This is a genomic window from Chromobacterium sp. LK1 (assembly GCF_001043555.1).
In the GTDB taxonomy this organism is placed as follows: Bacteria; Pseudomonadota; Gammaproteobacteria; order Burkholderiales; family Chromobacteriaceae; genus Chromobacterium; species Chromobacterium aquaticum.
The window spans coordinates 38356-59231 of sequence record NZ_LDUI01000030.1; the positions used below are offsets into that span (position 1 = coordinate 38356).

22 protein-coding genes are annotated in these 20876 nt (G+C 64.9%); 20 read left to right on the plus strand and 2 right to left on the minus strand.

Translation table 11 applies throughout. The annotated features are described in order from the left end of the window. From fliM to gltX, 15 genes are all read left to right on the plus strand, one after another. Positions 1-1005 carry a flagellar motor switch protein FliM gene (fliM, locus tag VI26_RS13210; RefSeq protein WP_048410217.1) on the plus strand — a complete coding sequence of 335 codons (1005 nt, stop codon included), beginning with the start codon at positions 1-3 and terminating at the stop codon, positions 1003-1005. A gap of 26 nt (positions 1006-1031) precedes the next feature. Further along, positions 1032-1478 carry a flagellar motor switch protein FliN gene (fliN, locus tag VI26_RS13215; protein WP_048410361.1) on the plus strand — a complete coding sequence of 149 codons (447 nt, stop codon included), beginning with the start codon at positions 1032-1034 and terminating at the stop codon, positions 1476-1478. 11 nt (positions 1479-1489) lie between these two features. Then, complete coding sequence (fliO, locus tag VI26_RS13220; RefSeq protein ID WP_231581020.1) at positions 1490-1951, plus strand: flagellar biosynthetic protein FliO; 462 nt, start codon at positions 1490-1492, stop codon at positions 1949-1951. After that, positions 1948-2694 carry a flagellar type III secretion system pore protein FliP gene (gene fliP / locus VI26_RS13225; RefSeq protein ID WP_048410218.1) on the plus strand — a complete coding sequence of 249 codons (747 nt, stop codon included), beginning with the start codon at positions 1948-1950 and terminating at the stop codon, positions 2692-2694. The genes fliO and fliP overlap by 4 nt, the downstream gene beginning before the upstream one ends. 10 nt (positions 2695-2704) lie before the next feature. Continuing rightward, complete coding sequence (locus VI26_RS13230) at positions 2705-3220, plus strand: GNAT family N-acetyltransferase (RefSeq protein WP_048410219.1); 516 nt, start codon at positions 2705-2707, stop codon at positions 3218-3220. Beyond that, positions 3217-3486 carry a flagellar biosynthesis protein FliQ gene (gene fliQ / locus VI26_RS13235; RefSeq protein WP_019099986.1) on the plus strand — a complete coding sequence of 90 codons (270 nt, stop codon included), beginning with the start codon at positions 3217-3219 and terminating at the stop codon, positions 3484-3486. Before VI26_RS13230 ends, fliQ begins: the two co-directional genes overlap by 4 nt. Continuing rightward, positions 3486-4262, plus strand: a complete 777-nt coding sequence (fliR, locus tag VI26_RS13240; protein WP_048410220.1) for a flagellar biosynthetic protein FliR — start codon at positions 3486-3488, stop codon at positions 4260-4262. The genes fliQ and fliR overlap by 1 nt, the downstream gene beginning before the upstream one ends. 97 nt (positions 4263-4359) lie before the next feature. Beyond that, positions 4360-5085: a YebC/PmpR family DNA-binding transcriptional regulator gene (locus VI26_RS13245; RefSeq protein ID WP_048410221.1), complete on the plus strand. Its 726-nt coding sequence runs from the start codon at positions 4360-4362 to the stop codon at positions 5083-5085. Between the two features lie 262 nt (positions 5086-5347). Continuing rightward, positions 5348-6271, plus strand: coding sequence for a ribokinase (locus VI26_RS13250; RefSeq protein WP_231581021.1), 924 nt, complete (start codon positions 5348-5350; stop codon positions 6269-6271). Further along, the gene (gene rbsD, locus VI26_RS13255; RefSeq protein WP_048410222.1) at positions 6268-6666 is read left to right on the plus strand and encodes a D-ribose pyranase; all 399 of its coding nucleotides are present in this window, start codon (positions 6268-6270) and stop codon (positions 6664-6666) included. Before VI26_RS13250 ends, rbsD begins: the two co-directional genes overlap by 4 nt. Positions 6667-6677: 11 nt before the next feature. Next, complete coding sequence (locus VI26_RS13260) at positions 6678-8171, plus strand: sugar ABC transporter ATP-binding protein (protein ID WP_048410223.1); 1494 nt, start codon at positions 6678-6680, stop codon at positions 8169-8171. A gap of 45 nt (positions 8172-8216) precedes the next feature. Next, positions 8217-9155 (plus strand): ABC transporter permease, encoded by a 939-nt coding sequence (locus VI26_RS13265; protein WP_048410224.1) that lies wholly within the window; start codon positions 8217-8219, stop codon positions 9153-9155. Positions 9156-9213: 58 nt separating this feature from the next. Then, complete coding sequence (rbsB, locus tag VI26_RS13270) at positions 9214-10149, plus strand: ribose ABC transporter substrate-binding protein RbsB (protein WP_048410225.1); 936 nt, start codon at positions 9214-9216, stop codon at positions 10147-10149. A 139-nt stretch (positions 10150-10288) separates the two neighbouring features. Next, on the plus strand, positions 10289-11320 hold the full coding sequence (locus tag VI26_RS13275) for a LacI family DNA-binding transcriptional regulator (RefSeq protein ID WP_231581022.1): 1032 nt from the start codon (positions 10289-10291) through the stop codon (positions 11318-11320). A 64-nt stretch (positions 11321-11384) separates the two neighbouring features. Then, complete coding sequence (gene gltX, locus VI26_RS13280) at positions 11385-12770, plus strand: glutamate--tRNA ligase (protein WP_048410227.1); 1386 nt, start codon at positions 11385-11387, stop codon at positions 12768-12770. 80 nt (positions 12771-12850) lie between these two features. Here gltX and VI26_RS13285 read toward each other — a convergent pair whose 3' ends face one another. Together VI26_RS13285 and VI26_RS13290 are read right to left on the minus strand one after the other, a co-directional pair. Next, the gene (locus tag VI26_RS13285) at positions 12851-13645 is read right to left on the minus strand and encodes a TenA family transcriptional regulator (protein ID WP_048410228.1); all 795 of its coding nucleotides are present in this window, start codon (positions 13643-13645) and stop codon (positions 12851-12853) included. A 96-nt stretch (positions 13646-13741) separates the two neighbouring features. Then, positions 13742-16165 carry a bifunctional diguanylate cyclase/phosphodiesterase gene (locus VI26_RS13290; RefSeq protein ID WP_048410229.1) on the minus strand — a complete coding sequence of 808 codons (2424 nt, stop codon included), beginning with the start codon at positions 16163-16165 and terminating at the stop codon, positions 13742-13744. A 403-nt stretch (positions 16166-16568) separates the two neighbouring features. Here VI26_RS13290 and pxpB point away from each other — a divergent pair, with 403 nt between their 5' ends. From pxpB to VI26_RS13315, 5 genes are all read left to right on the plus strand, one after another. Continuing rightward, positions 16569-17222 (plus strand): 5-oxoprolinase subunit PxpB, encoded by a 654-nt coding sequence (pxpB, locus tag VI26_RS13295; RefSeq protein ID WP_156183874.1) that lies wholly within the window; start codon positions 16569-16571, stop codon positions 17220-17222. Next, complete coding sequence (locus VI26_RS13300; protein ID WP_048410231.1) at positions 17215-18147, plus strand: biotin-dependent carboxyltransferase family protein; 933 nt, start codon at positions 17215-17217, stop codon at positions 18145-18147. Before pxpB ends, VI26_RS13300 begins: the two co-directional genes overlap by 8 nt. Further along, entirely contained in the window at positions 18132-18869 is a 738-nt protein-coding gene (gene pxpA, locus VI26_RS13305; protein WP_048410232.1) for a 5-oxoprolinase subunit PxpA, read from the plus strand. Before VI26_RS13300 ends, pxpA begins: the two co-directional genes overlap by 16 nt. 306 nt (positions 18870-19175) lie before the next feature. Beyond that, positions 19176-19889 carry a DUF969 domain-containing protein gene (locus tag VI26_RS13310; RefSeq protein ID WP_048410233.1) on the plus strand — a complete coding sequence of 238 codons (714 nt, stop codon included), beginning with the start codon at positions 19176-19178 and terminating at the stop codon, positions 19887-19889. Then, positions 19886-20872, plus strand: coding sequence for a DUF979 domain-containing protein (locus VI26_RS13315; RefSeq protein WP_048410234.1), 987 nt, complete (start codon positions 19886-19888; stop codon positions 20870-20872). Before VI26_RS13310 ends, VI26_RS13315 begins: the two co-directional genes overlap by 4 nt. Positions 20873-20876 lie beyond the last annotated feature (4 nt).

The window sequence follows — 20876 nt, forward strand, 5'->3', positions numbered from 1 at the left end:
ATGGGCGACGATATTCTTTCCCAGGAAGAGGTGGACGCCCTATTAAGGGGCGTCTCCGGGGAGGACGAGGATGATGCCGGCGGCGGCGACGCCCAAGGCGTCCGCGGCTATGACATCGGTCGGCAGGAGCGCATCGTGCGCGGCCGGATGCCGACGCTGGAAATCATCAACGAGCGTTTCGCGCGCAATCTGCGCATAGGCTTGTTCAACTTCATCCGCCGCAACGCCGAAATTTCGGTCGGTCCGGTACGGGTGCAAAAGTACAGCGAGTTCATCCGCAACCTGGTGGTGCCGACCAACCTGAACCTGGTGCACGTCAAGCCCTTGCGCGGCACTGGTCTGCTGATCTTCGATCCGGACCTGGTGTTCCTGATCGTCGACAATCTGTTCGGCAGCGATGGGCGTTACCATGTACGGGTGGAAGGTCGTGACTTCACGCCCACCGAGCAGCGCATCATCCGCCGCTTGCTGGACGTGGTGTTCACCGAATGCCAGAAAGCCTGGGAGCCGGTGCATCCGATCGAGTTCGTCTACCTGCGCTCGGAGATGAACACCCAGTTCGCCAATATCGCCACGCCCACCGAAGTGGTGGTGGCGATGACCTTCCACATCGAGCTGGGCGCCGGCGGCGGCGATTTCCACATCTGTCTGCCGTACTCCATGGTGGAACCGATCCGCGACGTGCTGTCCAGCACCATGCAGGCGGACCGCACCGAGGTGGATAACCGCTGGGTCAACCTGATGACGCACCAGGTGCAGGCGGCGGAGGTGGAGCTGGTGGCGACGCTGGCGCAGACCAAGGTGACCTTGGGACAGATTTTGAATTTGAAGAATGGCGACGTGGTGATGCTGGACATTCCCGAACGGGTGGAGGCCGATGTGTCGGGCATCCCGGTGTTCGAGGCCAGTTACGGCACCGTGCAGGGGCGCTATGCGCTGAAGGTGGAGCAGGTGCTGGCCGGCGCGAATGATTTTCACGAGCCTCTGGGGGATAAAGAGCAATGAGCGAAGAAGAATTGCAAGCGGCGCAGATGGAGGCCGAAGCCGCCGCGGCCGCTGCAGCCACCAGCGCGGGAGGTGGCGAGGAAGAAGTGTCCATGGACGACTGGGCGGCGGCGATGGCCGAACAGGAGGTGGAGGAGTCCGCCCCCGAACCGGTGCCGGCGCAGAACCTGTTCCAGGAACTGGGCGCGAGCACTTCCGGCGCCGGCGTGCCGCAGAATCTGGACATGATTCTGGATATTCCGGTACAGCTGACCGTGGAGCTGGGCCGCACCAAGATCGCCATCCGCAACCTGCTGCAATTGGCGCAGGGTTCGGTGGTGGAGTTGGACGGCATGGCCGGCGAGCCGATGGACGTGCTGGTCAACGGCTGTCTGATCGCCCAGGGCGAGGTGGTGGTGGTCAACGACAAGTTCGGTATCCGCCTGACCGATATCATTACCCCAGCCGAACGCATTCGCCGCTTGCAGAAATGACGAGGCCAGCCATGTTTGCGATGACGCGCCGTGCAGTGCAGGGCGCTTTTTATTTGGTGTCCGGAGTGGCCGCCGCCGCTACCGCCGCGCCGCCGCCTCCGGTGGCGCCTCCGGTGGCGCCGTCGCCGTTCATGAGCTTGTTGCAGGTCTTGTTCGGTCTGGCGGTGGTGCTGGGCGCCATCGTCGGCCTGGCCTGGCTGTTCAAGCGCGTGTCCGGCGGCATGCTGGGCGCCTCCAGCCGCCTCAGGGTGGTCAGCGGCACCATGGTGGGGCCCAAGGAGCGGGTGGTGATCGTGGAGCTGGAGGGCGAGTGGCTGGTGTTGGGCGTGACGCCGCAGCAAGTCAATCTGCTGAGCAAGCTGCCACGGCCGGAAGGCGCGGAGCAGGAAGCCGCTCCGGCGGCGGAGCCGTTCGCGCGCTGGCTGAAGGCGGCGATGGAAAAAGGCCGCAACGGCAAGGCGGGGCGGCAATGAAGCGTGCAGTGCATTATGGCGGCGTGGTCTTGCTGGCGCTGCCGCTGATCGCGGACGCGGCCGGCGGCCTGCCGATGATGAGCAGCACGCCTGCGGCCGGCGGCGGGCAGAATTACTCGCTCAGTCTGCAGATGCTGCTGTTCATGACCGGGCTGACCTTCATCCCGGCGATGATGCTGATGATGACCGCCTTTACCCGCATCATCATCGTGATGTCGCTGCTGCGCCAAGCGATGGGCACCATGCAGTCCCCGCCCAACCAGGTGATAGTCGGTTTGTCGCTGTTCCTGACCCTGTTCGTGATGGGGCCTACCTTCGATCAGGTGTACACCAAGGCCTGGGTGCCGTTCTCCGACGACAAGATTAGCTTTCAGCAGGCGCTGGATGAGGCCAGCCAGCCGATGAAGGCCTTCATGCTGCGTCAGACTCGGGAGAAGGATCTGGCCTTCTTCATCGAGATTTCCCAGTCGGAAAAACCGCAGACCAAGGCCGATGTGTCGATGAAGACCCTGGTGCCGGCCTATGTGATCAGCGAACTGAAAACCGCGTTCCAGATCGGCTTCATGGTGTTCATCCCCTTCCTGATCATCGATCTGGTGGTGGCCAGCATCCTGATGGCGATGGGCATGATGATGGTGTCGCCGGTGACGATTTCACTGCCGTTCAAGCTGATGCTGTTCGTGCTGGTGGACGGCTGGACCTTGTTGATGGGGTCGCTGGTGCAGAGCTTCTATACTGGCTGAGGGCGGGTGTATGTTATTGCAGCCATTGCGCGCCGCCGATTTGCCCGACTGCCACGCGGTGTTTCTCGACAGCGTTTGGGCATTGGCCGGCGCCTTGTATAGCGAGCGGCAATGCGAGGCCTGGGCGCCGCGAGGGCCGTGGACGGCGGAGTTGGCGCAAGGCTGGGAAGCGCGTCTGGCGCGCTCCTGGGGCTGCCGCTGGCTGGCGGACGACGGCCGCTTGGCGGGCTTCGCCTGGCTGTGCCATGACGGCGAATTCGACATGCTGTTTGTCGCGCCCTGGGCGCAGCGCCGCGGCGGCGCCAGCCGGATGCTGGCGGAACTGGAGGCTCAGGCGGCCGCGGCCGGGGTGGTCGCGCTGCATGCGTGGGCTAGCGCTGCGTCCCGCCCGGTGTTCGAACGGGCCGGCTATCGGCTATTGCGGCCCAATCGCGTGCTCCGCCAAGGGGTGACGCTGGATAATGACTTGTTGAGCAAAGGCGGTTGGCAAGAGCCGGCGGCTGTGGGCGATCGGGAGGGGAAATGAGTCCGGAGCTGATCATCAATATCGTGCAGAACGCGCTGTACATCCTGATCATCGTCGCGGCGCCGGTGTTGCTGGTGTCGCTGCTGGTGGGCCTGCTGGTCAGCGTGCTGCAGGCGGCGACGCAGATCAACGAAATGACGCTGACCTTCATTCCCAAATTGCTGGCGATGTTCCTGGTGCTGGTGCTGGCCGGGCCGTGGATGCTGAACACGCTGATCGAGTACACCACGCGGCTGTTCCAGAGCATTCCGCACGTGATCGGCTGATGCTGAGCATTTCCGATGCGCAGATCAATGCGCTGGTGGCCATGTTCGTCTGGCCGTTCGCGCGCATCATCGGCCTGCTGCTGGCGGAGCCGGTGTTCGCCTATCGCGGCGTGCCGCGCCGTTTCAAGGCCGGTTTCGCGTTGATTCTCACCGTGATGCTGGCGCCCTTGCTGCCGCCCTTGCCAGCGGTGCCGCTGGTGTCGGCCGAGGGCATCGCCATCCTGTTGCAGCAGTTGTTGATCGGCTTGGCGATGGGCTTTGTCATGCGCATTGTGATTTCCTCGGTGGAGGTGGCGGGCTTCATCATGGGCTCGCAAACCGGTCTGGGTTTCGCGATGTTCTTCGATCCGATGCACTCGGCCCAGGTGCCGGTGGTGTCGCAGCTGCTGACCCTGTTCACCTTTCTGCTGTTCCTGTCCTTCGACGGCCACCAAGTGGTGCTGTCCACGCTGGTGGAAAGCTATCGGGTGTTGCCGATAGGCATGAACATGCCGGCCCAGGGCATCAAGGCGCTGGTGCTGTGGGGCAGTCATCTGATCGAGTGGGGCATCTGGTTGTCGCTGCCGGTGATCGCGGCGCTGCTGATTACCAACCTGGCCATCGGGGTGATGACGCGCGCCGCGCCGCAGTTCAACATCTTTACTTTCGGCTTTCCGCTGACGCTGATGATAGGCTTCATCAGCATCTATCTGACCTTGCCGATGATGGTGCCGGTGCTGGAGCAGATGTACCGCGCCGGCTTCGAGATGATGCTGGCGATGCTCAAGGCCAAGTGAGCGGCCGCCCCTCCTGTCCAGATTCAAGTTCTGCTAAAATAAGCGCCAATTTTGACTGAAAGGTCCGTCGTGGACCGGACAACAGACAGAGGCAACTATGGCAGGTCACAGTAAATGGGCTAACATCCAGCACCGCAAGGGTCGTCAGGATGCCAAACGTGGCAAGATCTTCACCCGCTTGATCAAGGAAATCACCGTTGCGGCCAAGATGGGCGGCGGCGATCCGAATATGAACCCGCGCCTGCGCCTGGCGGTGGACAAGGCCAAGGCCGAGTCCATGCCCAAGGACAATATCGAGAACGCGATCAAGCGCGGCACCGGCCAGCTCGACGGCGTCGATTACGTGGAGTGCCGCTACGAAGGCTATGGCATCGGCGGCGCGGCGGTGATGGTGGACTGCCTGACCGACAACAAGACCCGCACCGTGGCCGATGTGCGTCACGCCTTCTCCAAGTACGGCGGCAATATGGGCACCGACGGCTGCGTGGCCTTCCAGTTCAGCCATTGCGGCTACCTGGTGTTCGCGCCGGGCGTGGATGAGGACGCCTTGATGGAGGCCGCGCTGGAAAGCGGCGCCGAGGACGTGGTCGTCAACGACGATGGCTCGATGGAAGTGATCACCGGCCCCTACGAATTCACCGACGTCAAGGAGGCGCTGGAAGCCAAGGGCTTCAAGGCCGAGATGGGCGAGGTGACGATGAAGCCGCAGAATGAAACCGAACTGGCCGGCGACGACGCCGCGCGCATGCAGAAGCTGCTGGACGCGCTGGAAGACCTGGACGATGTGCAGGATGTGTACACCTCGGCGGTGCTGGAAGATTGATTTAAATCCGCCGTGATGCCCCGACCGCCATCATTGGCCGGGTTCGAAAAAGCTCCCCTAGGGGAGCTTTTTTTACGTCTGGAGTTTGGCGTGTAGTGACGGCGCTACATTGAAGCCGGCGCGGCGTCAAGCGGCGATTGTCCGGCTGGAGGCAACTGTTGCATTTGTCGGACAGCCGCGGCTTGGCGCTTCCGGCCTGCTCGTCGCTCTGTTATAAAGCGTGGGCTGATTACGTTTTAGCAACTGGCGTCGGCGCATTCGCATGCCGACGCCGCTGAATGACGACGAGGAAACTATGACCCGGGTCCTGGTGGTGGGCAGTATCAATATGGATCTGGTGGTGGAAGCGGAGCGCTATCCACGGCTGGGTGAAACCTTGTTTGGCGAGCGCTTTGCGTCCTATCCGGGCGGCAAGGGCGCCAACCAGGCGGTGGCCGCCGCGCGCCTGGGCGCGCAGGTGAGTTTGTTGGGCTGCGTGGGCCGCGATATGTTCGGCTCCCAGCTCAAGGACGCGTTGCGGGCCGAGGGCGTGGACATCAGCCGCTTGCGCGAGGCGGATGTGGCCACCGGTTTGGCGACGATTACCCTGGCCGAGGGCGACAACGCCATCGTGGTGGTGCCCGGCGCCAACCATCAGTTGCTGCCGCAGCACCTGGACCAGGATGAACAGGCTTTCCGCGACGCCGACGTGGTGCTGGCGCAAATGGAAGTGCCGCTGGCCACGGTGGAGCGCGCGGCCGAGCTGGCCGAGCGCCACGGCAAGCCTTTCCTGCTCAACCCGGCGCCGGCCCGCAGCCTGCCGCCGGAATTGCTGGCGCGGACGGCCTTGCTGACGCCGAACGAACATGAGTTGGCCTTGACGCTGGATGCCGACAGCGGCGATTGGCAAGCGCTGCTGCGTCGGCTGCCGGGGCGGGTGGCGATGACGCGCGGCAAGGACGGCGCCTATTTCTGCCGCGCCGACGGCGGCCTGCACCACCAGCCCGGCTTCACGGTGTCCGTGGTGGACAGCACCGGCGCCGGCGACACGTTCAATGGCGCGTTGGCGGCGTTCTGGCTGCAAGGCATCGAGGCGGCGATGGCGCTGGCCTGCGCCGCCGCGGCGCTGTCGGTGACGCGCTCCGGCGCGCAGAGTGGCATGCCGACGCTGGCGGCCTTGCAAGACATGATGAAGGAGCAGGCATGAAACGGCTGGGGCATTTGAACCGCGATATCGCGCGGGTATTGGCCGGCATGGGGCATACCGACAGCCTGGTGATCGCCGATTGCGGCTTGCCGATCCCGCCCGGGGTCGAGTGCATAGACTTGAGCCTGCGCCTGGGCGTGCCGGAATTTCCTGCGGTGCTGGACTCCATCCTGGCGGACTTCAAGGCCGAGCGCGCGCTGTTCGCCGTCGAGTGTCAGCAGCACAGTCCGGCGGTGGAAGTGCTGGCCAATGATATGGCGGCGCACGGCGTGGTGGTGGAATACGCGCCGCACGAGGAATTCAAGCGGCGTTGCCGCGAGGCCAAGGCGGTGATCCGTACCGGCGAATGCACGCCATACGCCAATGTGATTCTGTACTCCGGCGTGATCTTCTGAAGGGGCGGGCGATGAAGGTAAGCATGCGTGGCATCTGCAAGGCCTTTGGCCCGGTTAAGGTGTTGGAGGCGGTGGATTTCTCGGTGCGGGGCGGCGAAGTGCACGCGCTGATGGGCGAGAACGGCGCCGGCAAATCCACCTTGATGAAAATTCTGTCCGGCGTCTACCAGGCCGATGCCGGCGAGATCCGCATCAACGACCAGGTGGTGACGATACGCTCCACCCGCGACGCCGAGGCCCATGGCATCGCCATCATCCACCAGGAACTGAACCTGATTCCGCAGTTGTCGGTGATGGAGAACCTGTTTCTTGGCCGCGAGCGCGAACACAGCCGCTGCGGCGTGATCAATCGCGCCAGCATGCGGCGCGAAGCCAGCCAGATCCTGCAGCAGCTGGGTGCTGGCCAGATCGATCCCGAGCAGGAGGCCGGTCAGCTGTCCATAGGCCGGCAGCAGATGGTGGAGATCGCCAAGGCCCTGTCCTTGAACGCCAAGCTGCTGATCATGGACGAGCCGACCGCGGCGCTGACCGAGCGCGAGATCGAAGCCTTGTTCGCCTTCATGGAACAGCTCAAACGGCGTGGGGTGGCGATTGTCTATGTGTCGCACCGGATGGAGGAGATCTTCCGCGTCTGCGACAAGATCAGCATCTTGCGTGACGGCTGCTTTGTCGGCGAGCGCCAGATCGCCGCCACCGATTTCGACGAAGTGGTGCGGTTGATGGTGGGGCGAGAGATCGGCGACCGCTTTCCCAAGCGCGATGTCGCGCCGGGTGCGGTGCGGCTGCAGGTGGAGGCGCTGGCCGACGATGGCCGTATCGAAGGGATCGCGTTCGACGCGCGCGCCGGCGAAGTGCTGGGCGTGGCCGGCTTGATGGGCGCCGGTCGCAGCGAAATCCTCAATGTGTTGTTCGGAGTCAAGCCGCGTCGGCGCGGCAGCGTGAGGCTGGATGGCGTGGAATTGAACATCCGTCAGCCCGGCGACGCCATCGCCGCCGGCATCGCCTACGTGACCGAAGACCGCAAGAGCCAGGGCCTGGTGCTGGGCATGTCGCTGCGCGAAAACGCCAGCCTGGTGCATCTGCGCCGCCATGCGCGGCTGGGGGTGATCAACGGCCGCTCCGAGCGCGAAGAAGCCGGGCGGCTGATCGAACAGCTGCGCATCCGCACCCGTGACGCGGAACTGGACGTCAAATCCTTGTCCGGCGGCAATCAGCAAAAGGTGGTGTTCGCCAAATGGCTGGCGGAGCCGCCGAAGGTGCTGTTGCTGGACGAGCCGACGCGCGGTGTCGACGTCGGCGGCAAGGCGGAGATCTACCACATCATCAATCAGCTGGCCGCGGCCGGCGTGGCCATCGTCATGGTGTCGTCCGAGCTGCCGGAAGTGATGGCGATGAGCGACCGCATCCTGGTGATACACGAAGGCCGCCAGGCCGGCTTGTTCGATGCCGGAGCGGTCAGCCAGGAAGACATCATGGCCGCGGCGGCCGGCGCGGCCGCGCATTGAATATTCAAAGCCTCTAGGGCGCAAGCAAGGGAAACGGTAAGCAAGATGACCCCGCAACACAAAGCAACGCTGCAAAAACTCGGGCCCTTCATCGCCCTGCTGGCGATTTGCGCCGGCCTGTCGGCGCTGAGCGCCGATTTTCTGACCATGGGCAATCTGCTCAATGTGATGCGCCAGGTGTCGATCAACGCCTTGATCGCCTTCGGCATGACCCTGGTCATCCTGCTGGGCGGCATCGATCTGTCGGTGGGCTCCATCCTGGCGCTGTCGTCGGTGTTGACCGCAATGCTGCTGCAGGCCGGCGTCGATCCGCTGCTGGCCACGCTGCTGGGCATCCTGTCCGGCGCGCTGATGGGCTGCTGCAACGGCCTGGTGATCAGCAAGGGCAAGGTGGCGCCCTTCATCGCCACGCTGGCGTCGATGACCATTCTGCGCGGCTTGTCGCTGGTGGCGTCCAACGGCAGCCCGATCACCGGCTTCGGCAGCGATATGTTCTCCATGCTGGGCGGCGGCTATGTGGCCGGCGTGGTGCCGGTGCCGGTGGTGTGGATGCTGCTGCTGTTCGCCGGCCTCTGGTTCGTGCTGAAGAAAACCATTTTCGGCCGCCATGTCTACGCCACCGGCGGCAACGAGGAGTCCGCGCGTCTGTCCGGCGTCAAGGTGGACCGGGTCAAGATCTGGGTCTACACCCTGTCCGGCGCGCTGTCGGCGATGGCCGGCGTGGTGCTGACCTCGCGCCTAAATTCGGCGCAGCCCACCGCCGGCGCCGGTTACGAGCTGGATGCCATCGCCGCGGTGGTGCTGGGCGGCACCAGTCTGACCGGCGGCCGCGGCTGGATCTTCGGCACCCTGATCGGCGCCTTGCTGATCGGCGTGTTGAACAACGGCCTCAATCTGCTGGGCGTGTCCTCGTTCTACCAGCAGGTGATCAAGGGCGTGGTGATTTTGTTGGCGGTGCTGCTGGACCGCAGCGGCAAGAAGTGAGGGCGGGCCCGCAGCCGGCGGGCTCGCCAAGCGACCATTACACAAGGGGAGTTCCGATATGCAACGCTTAATCAAGCCTTTGGTTTTCAGTGTCATTGCGGCCAGTCTGATCGCCTGCACCAAGCAAGGCCCGGCCGATGCCGCCGCGGGCGCCAGCGCGCCGGCAGCGGCTTCCGGCCAGCCGGTGGTGGGCCTGGCGGTGTCCACGCTGAACAACCCATTCTTCGTGTCGCTGCGCAAGGGCGCCGAGGACGAGGCGGCCAAGGAGGGCGTGCGCCTGATCACCGTGGACGCGCAGGATGATTCCGCCAAGCAGCAGGCCAGCGTGGAGGATCTGATCCAGAAAAAGGTGAGCGTGATCCTGATCAATCCCACCGACTCCTCCGCCGTCGCCAATGTGGTGAAGGAAGCGCTGAGCAAGGGCATCAAGGTGGTATCGCTGGACCGCAGCGTCAACGGCGCCGAGGTCAGCGCCCATATTGCCTCGGATAATGTTGCCGGCGGCAAGATGGCGGCCGAGTTCCTGCTGGCCAAGCTGGGCGGCAAGGGCCGCCTGGTTGAGCTGGAGGGCATTCCCGGTTCTTCCGCCGCCCGCGAGCGCGGCCAGGGCTTCCACGCGGTGACCGACGGCAAGGCCGAGGTCAAGGTGGTGGCCAAGCAGCCGGCCGATTTCGACCGCGCCAAGGGGTTGTCGGTGATGGAGAACATCCTGCAGGGCAATAAGGACGTGCAGGGCGTGTTCGCTCACAACGACGAGATGGCGCTGGGCGCCTTGAAGGCGATCCAGGCCGCCGGCCTGAAGAATGTGGCGGTGGTGGGCTTCGACGCCACCGCCGACGCGGTGGCCTCGGTCAAGGCCGGAGGCCTGGCCGCCACCGTGCAGCAGCAGCCGGAGCTGATTGGCCAATACGGTGTGCAGACCGCGAAGAAGCTGATCGATGGCCAGCAAGTGGAGAAGTTCATTCCGGTGCCGCTGAACCTGGTCAAGCAGTAAGCCCGAGCGGCCGCCATCGCGCTGGCGACGGCGGCCCGCTTGAGGTAAGGTGGCCAGCAATCGGCGGCCCCGTCCCGCGCTTGCGCAGGCCGGGGCTGTTTTGCAATCGAGTTTCGAGCGGCCGGCATCGCGCCGCCGCATGAGGAATAGGCTGTCGATGAGCGGCTACAAGCGTTTGACCATAGACGACATCGCCGAACTGGCCGGCGTGTCGCGCACCACCGCCAGCATGGTGCTCAACGGCCATGCCGAGCGCTACCGCATCTCCCAGGCCACGGTGGAGCGGGTGGAGAAGGTAGCGCGCGAGCAGCATTTCAATCCGTCGCAGTCGGCGCGCTCGCTGCGCTCGCGGCGCAGCAACTCGGTGGGGCTGGTGATTCCGGACCTGACCAACTCCGCGCATGCGGCGCTGGCCCAGGCGATGGAAGAATTGTGCCGCCAGCGCGATTACCAGATGCTGCTGGTGACCAGCGACGAAGATCCGCGGCGCGAGGCCGAGGTGATGGCCCACCTGGTGGCGCGGCAGGTGGACGCGATGATCGTGGTGCCGTGCTCGCACGAGGCCAAGTCCTACCAGAAATGGGTGCGGCGGCTGCCGCTGGTGTTCGTCGACCGTCGCGTGGACGGCAGCGGCATTCCTTCGGTGGTCACCGACGGCTGCGCCAGCGTGGAGCGGCTGGTGGGCGACGCGCTGGAGCAGGGGGTGTCCGAAGTGGTGTTTTTCGGCGGTCAGCCGGAGTTGTCGCCCAGCCGCGACCGCCTGCTGGGCTATCGTCGCGCGCTGGCGAGCCGCGGCGTGGCCGAGGGGAGCGACTGGGTTTGCCACCGCGACTACCTGCGCCGCTCCGGCTTCGAACTGATGCAGCAATGGCAGCAGCAGCGCCAGCGGCTGCCGCAGGCCTTGTTCACCGCCTCGGTGTCGCTGTTGGAGGGCGCGCTGGCCTTCATCAACCAGCACTGCGGGCTGGGCAATGCGCCGCTGCGGCTGCTGACTTTCGACGATCATTCCCTGCTGGACTGCCTGCCGGTGCGCGTCGACGCCATCGTGCAGGACAGCCGCGAGATGGCGGCGCGCAGTCTGGAGCTGGCCTTGGGTCTGCTGGAGGGGCGGCGGCCGGACGAGAGCGACGCCTTGGTGGCGGCCAGCCTGCACCGGCGCTGGCCGGCTTAGGGTTTGCTGCCGCTTCGCCAGCCGGCGTACAATAGCCGTTTTACGTTTTCGAGCCAGAGTCACCATGATCCGTACCCGTTTCGCTCCCAGCCCCACCGGTTATCTGCATATCGGCGGCGTGCGCACCGCGCTGTTTTCCTGGGCCTATGCCCGCAAGAACAACGGCGTGTTCGTGCTCCGCATCGAGGACACCGACCTGGAGCGTTCGACGCCGGAATCGGTGAAAGCGATTCTGGACGGCATGCATTGGGTGGGCCTGGACTATGACGAAGGTCCGTTCTACCAGACTCACCGTTTCGACCGTTACAAGGACGTGATCCAGCAACTGCTGGATTCCGGCCATGCCTATCTGTGCTATTGCAGCAAGGACGAGCTGGAAACGATGCGCGCGGAGCAGGAAGCGCGCGGCGAGAAGCCGCGCTACGATCGCCGCTGGCGCCCGGAAGCCGGCAAGACCCTGCCGGCTATCCCCGCCGACGTGACCCCGGTGGTGCGCTTCAAGACCCCGCTGGACGGCGTGGTGGCCTGGGACGACGCGGTCAAGGGCCGCATCGAGATCGCCAACCAGGAACTGGACGACTTGATCATCGCCCGCCCGGACGGCAGCCCGACCTATAACTTCTGCGTGGTGGTGGACGACTGGGACATGCAGATCACCCATGTGATCCGCGGTGACGACCACGTCAACAACACCCCGCGCCAGATCAATATCCTGAAGGCGCTGAACGCGCCGCTGCCGGTGTATGGCCATCTGCCGATGATCCTCAACGAGGACGGCCAGAAGATGTCCAAGCGCCGCGACGCGGTCAGCGTGGTGGACTATGCCGACAAGGGCATCCTGCCGGAGGCGCTGCTCAACTACCTGGCGCGTCTGGGCTGGGGCCACGGCGACGATGAATTCTTCAGCATGGAGCAGTTCGTCGAGTGGTTCAGCCTGGAAGCGGTGAGCGCGTCCGCCAGCCGTTTCAACCATGAAAAATTCATGTGGTTGAACGCCCAGCACATCAAGAGCGCCGACAACGGCCGCCTGGCCGGACTGATCGCGCCACGCCTGGCCGCCGCCGGCGTGGAGCTGGCCGGCGGGCCCGCCATCGAAGACGTGATCGCCCTGGTCAAGGAAAGGGTGCAGGACCTGAACGCGCTGGCGCTGGAAGTGGACTATTTCTACCGCAAGCGCGAGCCGCTCGCCGCCGATGTGGACAAGCATTTGTCCGGCGACGCCGTCGCGCGCATGGGTCGTTTCGCCGACAAATTGGCGGCGCTTGACGCGTGGTCGGCGGAAGCCATCCACGAACTGTTCAAGCCCTTCTGCGCGGAAGAGGGCATCAAGATGGGCCAGTTGGGCATGCCGCTGCGCGTGTTGGTGTGCGGCACCACCCAGACGCCGTCGGTGGACGCGGTGCTGGCCGTGATCGGCAAGGATGAGGTGTTGCGCCGCCTGCGCGGCTAAGCGCTGCCTCGACCCGCATCGTTTGATGAACAAACCGCCCCGCGGCTAAGGCCGCGGGGCGGTTTGCGTTGGCGGCGTGTTCAGGCGAGCACCATGCCTGCGGCGTGCTCGTTATTGCTGTCGGGCACGTACTGCGTCATATAGTGGTCCAGTAGCAGGCGCATATAGCGATGGCTCTGGCAGATGGCGTGGCGCAACTCGGCCACCTGATGCGCGGTGGGGTCCACGCCCACCAAGGTAACGATGATGTCCAGCGCCTCCCATGGATGCTCGTCATCGTAATGGGCGTGCAGCGCCAGCCACTTCATCGCCTTGGCGCGCTTCTCCTTGGGGAATTGCCGCGCGTAATCCTCCTTGGCGCAGACGGCGGAGCACCATTCGCCGGTGGCGCCTTCTATCGCGTAATTGGTGGCCGCCATCGCCACCTCCAGCGATTCGCGGTCGCAGACCTGATGGCACCAGTGGCTGAGCGTCAGCGTTTCCAGCGCCTGGCCGTCGTGCAGCAGGCTATGGCTGTCCACGCCGCAGGCGGCGGCCCAGTGCACCCAGTGGTCGGCGTGGTTCTGCTCCACCCGGATATTGCGGATCAGATAGCGCCGCGCCATATCGTGGCCGCGGTGCTTGCCGTAGCGCACCTTCAGCAAATTCCTGGCCATGTATTGCGGGAACTGTTCTATCACCGGCCAGCCGCCGCGCAGAAAGGCCTGGTGGATGGAGGTGGGCAGCATGCCGTCGCGCATTTTCAGGAATAGTTCATGTTCCACCACGCGGCGCTTGTGCTCGTCGCAATGGGCGACCAGCTCCCGTGTCCATTCCGGATAGCTGCGGATGTCCATCAGCGGGCCGTTCCTGGTAAAACCGGTTTCTTTGTTCATTATTTCCCCTTTCCTTGAAGCAGTGGCCGGACTCGCCCGGTCAGACGCCGCGGCCAGGCCGGCCGCCGTGATCCGGCCCTTGCCCTGGCCGGTAAGCTATTGCTGCCGCACGCGGCCGGGGCTGGCGGCGTGGCGGAAGCCGAATGGTTCCGGTTGGCTCAGGTGGAAGCCCTGGGCGTAGTCGACGCCCAGCTTGCGCAGCTCGACCACGATGTCGGGCTTGTCGACGAATTCGGCGATGGTGCGCTTGCCGGTCACATGGCCGATGTGATTGATCATTTCCACCATGGCGTGGTCTATCGGGTCGGAAGCCATTTCGCGAACGAAGCTGCCGTCTATCTTCAGAAAATCCACCGGCAGGTGCTTCAGGTAGGCGAAGGAGGACATGCCGGTGCCGAAATCGTCCAGCGAGAACAGGCAGCCGATCTGGCGCAGCTCGTGGATCAGCCGCTGGGCGGCCTCCAGATTGGCGATGGCATTGGTCTCGGTGATTTCGAAGCAAATGATTTCCGGCGGCACGCCGCTGCGGAGGAATTGCTGCTGCACGAAGGCAAGGAAGCCGTCGTCGCACAAGGTTGAGCCGGACAGATTGATCGCGCAGTGCTGGATGTCCAGATTGCCGGCGCGGCGCAGCTGCGCCAGTTCCTGGAACACTTTTTCCACCACGACGCGGTCGATCTCTGTCATCAGGCCATAGCGTTCCGCGATGGGCACGAACAGCCCAGGCGGTATCTGGCTGCCATCGTCGCCGTTCAGCCGCAGCAGCACTTCGATATAGCGGCCGTTGTCCGCGGTGGCGGACAAGGGGATGATGTCCTGCGCGTACAGGGTGAAGCGGTTGTCGCGCAGCGCCTGGCGCAGCCGCTGCACCCAGTCCAGTTCGTGGAAGCGCGCCGAGACCTCGGAATTGTGCGGGATGTGCAGCTGGATGCGGTTGCGCCCCTTTTCCTTGGCCATATAGCAGGCGATGTCGGCGGAGCGCATCACCTCGGCCAGCGAGGTGTCGGCGTCGGACACGCAAACCAGGCCGATGCTGGCGCTGATCGAGAAATGGTTGCCTTCCCACTGGAAGCGGCACTCGACGATGGCCTGGCGCAGGCTGTTGGCCTTGGCGATGGCGGCCTCCACCGAGCTATTGCCGAGCAGCACGCCGAATTCGTCGCCGCCCAGCCGCGCCAGGGTGTCCGAGGCGCGCAGCCGGCGCGACACCGCGCGGCTGATCTGGCACAGCAGCTCGTCGCCGGCGGCGTGGCCATAGGTGTCGTTGATCAGCTTGAATTGGTCCAGATCGATGAACATCAGCGCCAGCGAGGCCTCGGCCTGGTCCAACTGCTTGATCGCCTTGTTGGCGCGGGCTTCGAATTCGCGGCGGTTGACCAGGCCGGTCAATGCGTCGTGGCTGGCCTGCCAAGACAGCTCGTTGATGTATTGCTGTTCCGAGGTGTTGTCGTGCAGCACCAGCGCGATGCCGTATTGCTCGCCCTGGCTGTCGCGTATCGGCGCCGCCACCAGGCTGAGCAGCAGCGGGATCGCGTTGTGGCGCAGCATGTGCAGCTTGGGGTAAGTGCGGCTGGGCTCGCTCAGGCCGCTGAGTTCGGCGAAACTTAGCAGGCTTTCCGGTTCCGGACCCTGCGTGACCAGATTGAACACTTCATCGAAGTGCCGGCCCAGGCCTTCCACCTCCAAATGGCCCAGCATGTGCTTGGCGCTGTGGTTCAGATAGACCACCACGCCGCGCATATTCAGGGTGATCACCGCGTCGCCTATCGATTGCAGCGTGATTTCGGCGCGTTGCTGCTCGGCCTGCAGCGCGGCCTTGTAATTGTCCGAGGCCTGGATCAGCCGTCGGATCTGGCGGATGGTCAGCAGCACCAGCAACAGGCCCACCAGCAGATTGACGCTCCACACCGCCTGGCTCACTTCGCGCGAGGCGTCGCCCAGCACCCGGGAGAAGGCCTGGGCCGGCGCCTTGACCGCCTCGTTGATCTGGGCGATCTGCAAGGTGAGGGCGCTCTTGTCCGCCGCGCTCAGCGAACCATCGGCATGACCCTGGCGCAGTTGCTCGCCCAGGGTCTGGATCTCCTGCAGATAGTAGTCGCCTATTCGCCAATAGTGGATGGCCTCCGCCAGATAGCTGACATGGCGGAACCACAGATAGGCGCGGATGATGTTTTCAATGTCGTCGGGATGGTTGCCGCCGTTGAGGAAGCCTTGGCGCGCGGCGTCGAGATTGGGGGGCGAGCGGTCCAGCGCCAGCCGTGCCTGATGATCGCCCAACTGGATGGCGATCGCCTGCTGGTAGCGTTGGAAGTCATGGTCGGCGCCGGTCTGGGCGTAGCGGGTCAGATAGTAGATCGAATCCTTCTGCGCTTTCGACCACAAGCCTTCACCCGCCACATAGGCGCGGGCGGTGGAAACCACATACAGGCTGAACGCGCTCAGCGCCACCTGCATGATGACAATCAGCAGGAAAGGCAGTACGACAAAGAGCAGCTGTCGATTAGCGGTATTCGGCCTCATGGCGGTTCCGGCTGGTGAATAGAGTAAGACGCGGCTACAAGCCCAAGCGGGGTGTTGGCAGTTCCTCCGCTGCGGCCGGCGCGCGAATCCTGCGATGGACCCGCGCCGGCGGCCGATGGGCGCTGCCGGCAGGCGCTCAGCTGTATGGCGTTTTTATCATCCCATTGGAAATTGTTCAATGTTTTTGATAACTATATCGATTGTTTATTGGAGATGGCTTGGCTTGATAATAGATGAATAGCCTAATTTTCATGGACTTGCCGTTGGCGTGAGCGTTCGCCGCCGCGGCGGGCCTCGCGTTTTTCCCGCCGCTTTGGCGTTTGCCTTGGACATGGTGGATAAGCGAAAATAATCCCATTGTTTTAGCGCCGGAAAGGCAATGCCAATGCCGAATGATTTGGCAATGCGTTACTACCTGCTGGGCGAACGCGCCGCGGTGCTGGAAAGCCCGCCGCCGGCGAGCCTGGATTGCCAACGCCGCATCTGGTGGCTGGCGCAGACGCTGGCGGAAGAGGCCGGCCTGATCGAGGTGGTGCCGGGCATGAATAATCTGACCGTGGTTTTCGATCCCGATGCAGGCGCCGACGTCGGCGCTGGTTGGCTTGAGCGGCTGCGCCGCGAATGGGCGCGCGCGCGGCGGGCGACGCCGCAGCCGCGCCAGGTGACGGTGCCGGTGCGCTACGGCGGCCGGCATGGGCCGGATCTCGCGGCGGTGGCCGCGAATACCGGCTTGAGCGAGCGGGAAGTCGTCGCCGCTCATGCGGGGGCCGAATACCAGGTGTATTTCCTGGGCTTCCAGCCCGGTTTCGCCTATATGGGCGGCTTGCCGGCATGCCTGGCCACGCCGCGGCGCGCCGAGCCGCGCTTGGCGGTGCCGGCCGGCTCGGTGGGTATAGGCGGCAGCCAGACCGGCATTTATCCGGCGGCGAGCCCCGGAGGCTGGCAGATCATAGGCCGCACCGCGCTCAAGCTGTTCGATCCTGGCCGCGATCCGCCATCGTTGCTGCTGCCCGGCGACAGTGTGAGCTTCGCGGCGCAGGAGGGCGAGGATGATTGAAGTCATTCAGGCCGGCGTTCAAAGCACGGTGCAGGACCTGGGGCGCCGCGGTCTGCGCCATCTGGGCGTGGCTCAGTGCGGCGCGCTGGACGCGCCGGCGCTGATCATGGCCAACCGCCTGCTGGACAATGCGGCGGACGCCGCCGGCATCGAGGTGGTTGCGGGGCCGTTCCGCCTGCGTTTTCTCCGTGATGCCTGGTTCGCGTTGGCCGGCGCGGATTTCGGCGCGGAATTGGATGGCGAGCCGGTGTGGAGTGGCTGGCGTTATCCGGCGCGCGCCGGGCAGCAGCTGACGTTGAGCGGCGGCCGTCACGGCATGCGCGCCTACCTGGCGCTGGCTGGCGGCATCGCCGTCCCGCTGGCGCTGGGCGCGCGCGCCACGGATCTGCAAACCGGGCTGGGCGGCTGGCAGGGGCGGGCGTTGCGAGGCGGCGACCGCTTGCCCCTGGGGGCGGCCGCGCCGCTGTCCGGTCGGCTGGGCCGCCGTGGCCTGGGCTGGTCGCCGGAGTTGCGCTGCCTGCCGGGCCCGGATTGGCATGCGTTCACTCCGGCGACACGGCAGGCGTTTTGCCGCCAGCAATGGACGGTGTCGCCGCAAAGCAATCGCATGGGCTACCGCTTGCTGGGCGAGGAGTTGGCGTGCGCCTCCGGCGGCGAGTCCTTGTCGCACGCGGTGCTGCCCGGCGTGGTGCAAGTGCCGCCTGGCGGCCAGCCCATCGTATTGCTGGCCGACGCGCAGACCACTGGCGGCTATCCACGCATCGCCTGCGTGATCGAAGCGGATCTGTGGAAGTTGGCGCAGGCGCGTCCAGGCGTCAGGCTACACTTTGTGATGGTGGATGCGCAGCAGGCGACGGCGGCGCGTTTGCGTCAGCGCCAATTATTGCAGGCACAGGATTGGAGCCAGGCATGCAGATCGATCTGAACGCCGATATCGGCGAAGGCTGCGGCGACGACGCCGCGATCATGGACTATGTCAGTTCGGTGAACATCGCCTGCGGCTGGCATGCCGGTGATGCCGAGACAATGTGGTTGGCGCTGCAGGCGGCGGCGCGGCGCGGAGTGGCGGCGGGCGCGCACCCCGGTTTTCCCGACCGGGAAAACTTCGGCCGCCGGCCGCTGGCGCGCGCGCCGGAGCGGGTGTACCAGGACATGCTGTATCAATTGGGCGCGCTGGCCGGCCTGGCGCGCGCGGCCGGCGTGGCCCTGCGCCATGTCAAGCCGCACGGCGCCTTGTACAACCAGGCGGCGCGGGATCCGGCGCTGGCCGAGGCCATCGCCCGCGCGGTGAAGGATTTCGATCCCGGCTTGCGGCTGTTCGGCCTGGCCGGCGGCGCCTCCATCGTCGCGGCGCGGCGTCATGGGCTGCGCGTGGTGGAGGAAGTGTTCGCCGATCGCGGTTACCTGGCCGACGGCAGCCTGGCGCCGCGCGGCGAGGCTGGCGCGGTGATAAGGGACGCGGCGGCGGCGCTGGAGCAGACGCTGGGCATGGTGCTGCGCGGCCAGGTGCGCGCGGTGAGCGGGGAGTATCTGCCGATACGCGCGGACAGTGTTTGTCTGCATGGCGATGGCGCACAGGCGCTGGCCTTCGCCAGAGGGCTGAGGGAAGGACTGGAGCGGGAGGGTGTGACGGTCGCGGCTCTGTGAACCTGTTTACGATCTCGAGAGCTAAGGCGAGACAAGACGAAAACCAGCGAAAAGCGGAATGTACATTCGCTGCATGAGCATTTCGAAGCTGTACTCACCGTGTCACATCTCACGAAGCGCAGCAGACTTTAGAGCAGGTTCTTTAAGAGGCCTACTCATGTTCCGCCGCTTGTCGCGGCATTGGTTTAATGTTTTGGCTCCGCCGGCAGCATTTGCCGCGGCGCCCTGCAAGGGGTATCGGCAACGCTGTCTATCGGGAAAAGAGCCGCCTCAAGACGGCCTCCCATTCTGCACAGGAGAAAACGTATGGAGCTGGCATCATGTTTACCCTTGGTGGGCATCCCCGTGGTGGTGGCGGGGTTCGCGCTGCGCTTCAATCCGCTGCTGGTGGTCACCGCCGCCGGCCTGGCCACGGGCCTGGCGGTGGGCATGGACATCGGCGTCTTGCTGGAAACCTTCGGCGAGAAATTCCTCAATAGCCGGCAGTTGGCTACGTTCATTCTGATTTTGCCGGTGATCGGCCTGCTGGAGCGCTATGGCTTGAAAGAGCGCGCGCAGCTGTGGATCGCCGGCATACGCAGCGCCACCACCGCCCGCGTCCTGATGCTGTATTTCGTGGTGAGGGAGACGACGGCGGCGCTTGGCCTGATCAATCTGGGCGGTCATGCGCAAACGGTGCGCCCCTTGCTGGCGCCGATGGCGGAAGGGGCGGCGGCCAATCGGCTGGGCGAGTTGCCCGAGGCGCTGCGCGACCGCATCCGCGCCCATGCCGCCGCCTGCGACAATGTCGCGGTCTTCTTTGGGGAGGACATCTTCATCGCCTTCGGCGCGGTGCTCTTGATGGACGCCTTTCTCAAGGAAAACGGCATTACCGATGTGGAACCGCTGCATATCGGGCTATGGGCGATTCCCACCGCGCTGTGCGCCTTGCTCATCCACATGTCGCGGCTGGCGCGGCTTGACGCCAGCTTGCAGCGCGAAGTCGCCGCCTGGCGCGCTCGGAGGGAGGCGTCGGCATGAAAGCCTGGTTCGATATCCACGATGTTTATCATCTGATCGGCATCGTGGTGATGCTGCTGGTGGGCATGACGCTGCGCGATCGCGGCAACCCCAAGCGCTATACCACTGCCTTGTTCTGGTTCTTGTTCGGCGCCAGCTTCTTGTTTGGCGACCTGCTGCTGTCCTGGCTGGGCAAGCCTCAGGCCTATCGTCTGGTCGGCGTGGCGGTGATTGTCATCGCGCTGCTGGCGGGAACCGGCCGGCTGGCGCTGGGCAGCTACCGCCCCAGCAGCGCGCAGCAAAGGCTGGAGTCGGCGCGGCGGCTGGGCAACCGCATCTTCCTGCCGGCCTTGCTGATTCCCTTGCTCACCGTGGCCTGCACGCTCTTGCTGAAAGGCGTGCGTCTGGGCGACAGCTATCTGCTGGACCAGAAGCACCTGACCCTGGCCTCGCTGGCGACGGCCTGCCTGGCGGCATGCCTGCTGGGCTGGGGGCTGACCGGCGGCACGCCGCTGCAGGCGGTGCGCGAATCCCGGCGCTTGGTGGACACCATAGGCTGGGCCGCCATCCTGCCGCAGATGCTGGCGATGCTGGGCGGCGTCTTCGTCGCCGCCAAGACCGGCTTGGCGGTGCAGCAGGTGGTGAGCCTGTTCGTCGATCCGGGCAATCGCTTGCTGCTGGTGGTGATCTACTGCGTCGGCATGGCGCTGTTCACCATGGTGATGGGCAACGCCTTTGCCGCTTTTCCGGTGATGACCGCCGGCATCGCGCTGCCTTTCCTGATCGTCGGCCAGCATGCCGCCGCCGCGCCGCTGGTGGCTATCGGCATGTATTCCGGCTACTGCGGCACGCTGATGACGCCGATGGCGGCCAATTTCAATATCGTGCCGGCGGCCTTGCTGGAATTGAAAGACAAATACCTGGTGATCAAGACTCAGTTGCCGACCGCGCTGCTGCTGCTGGCGGCGAATATTCTGCTGATGTACTTCATCGTGTTCCGTTGAGGAG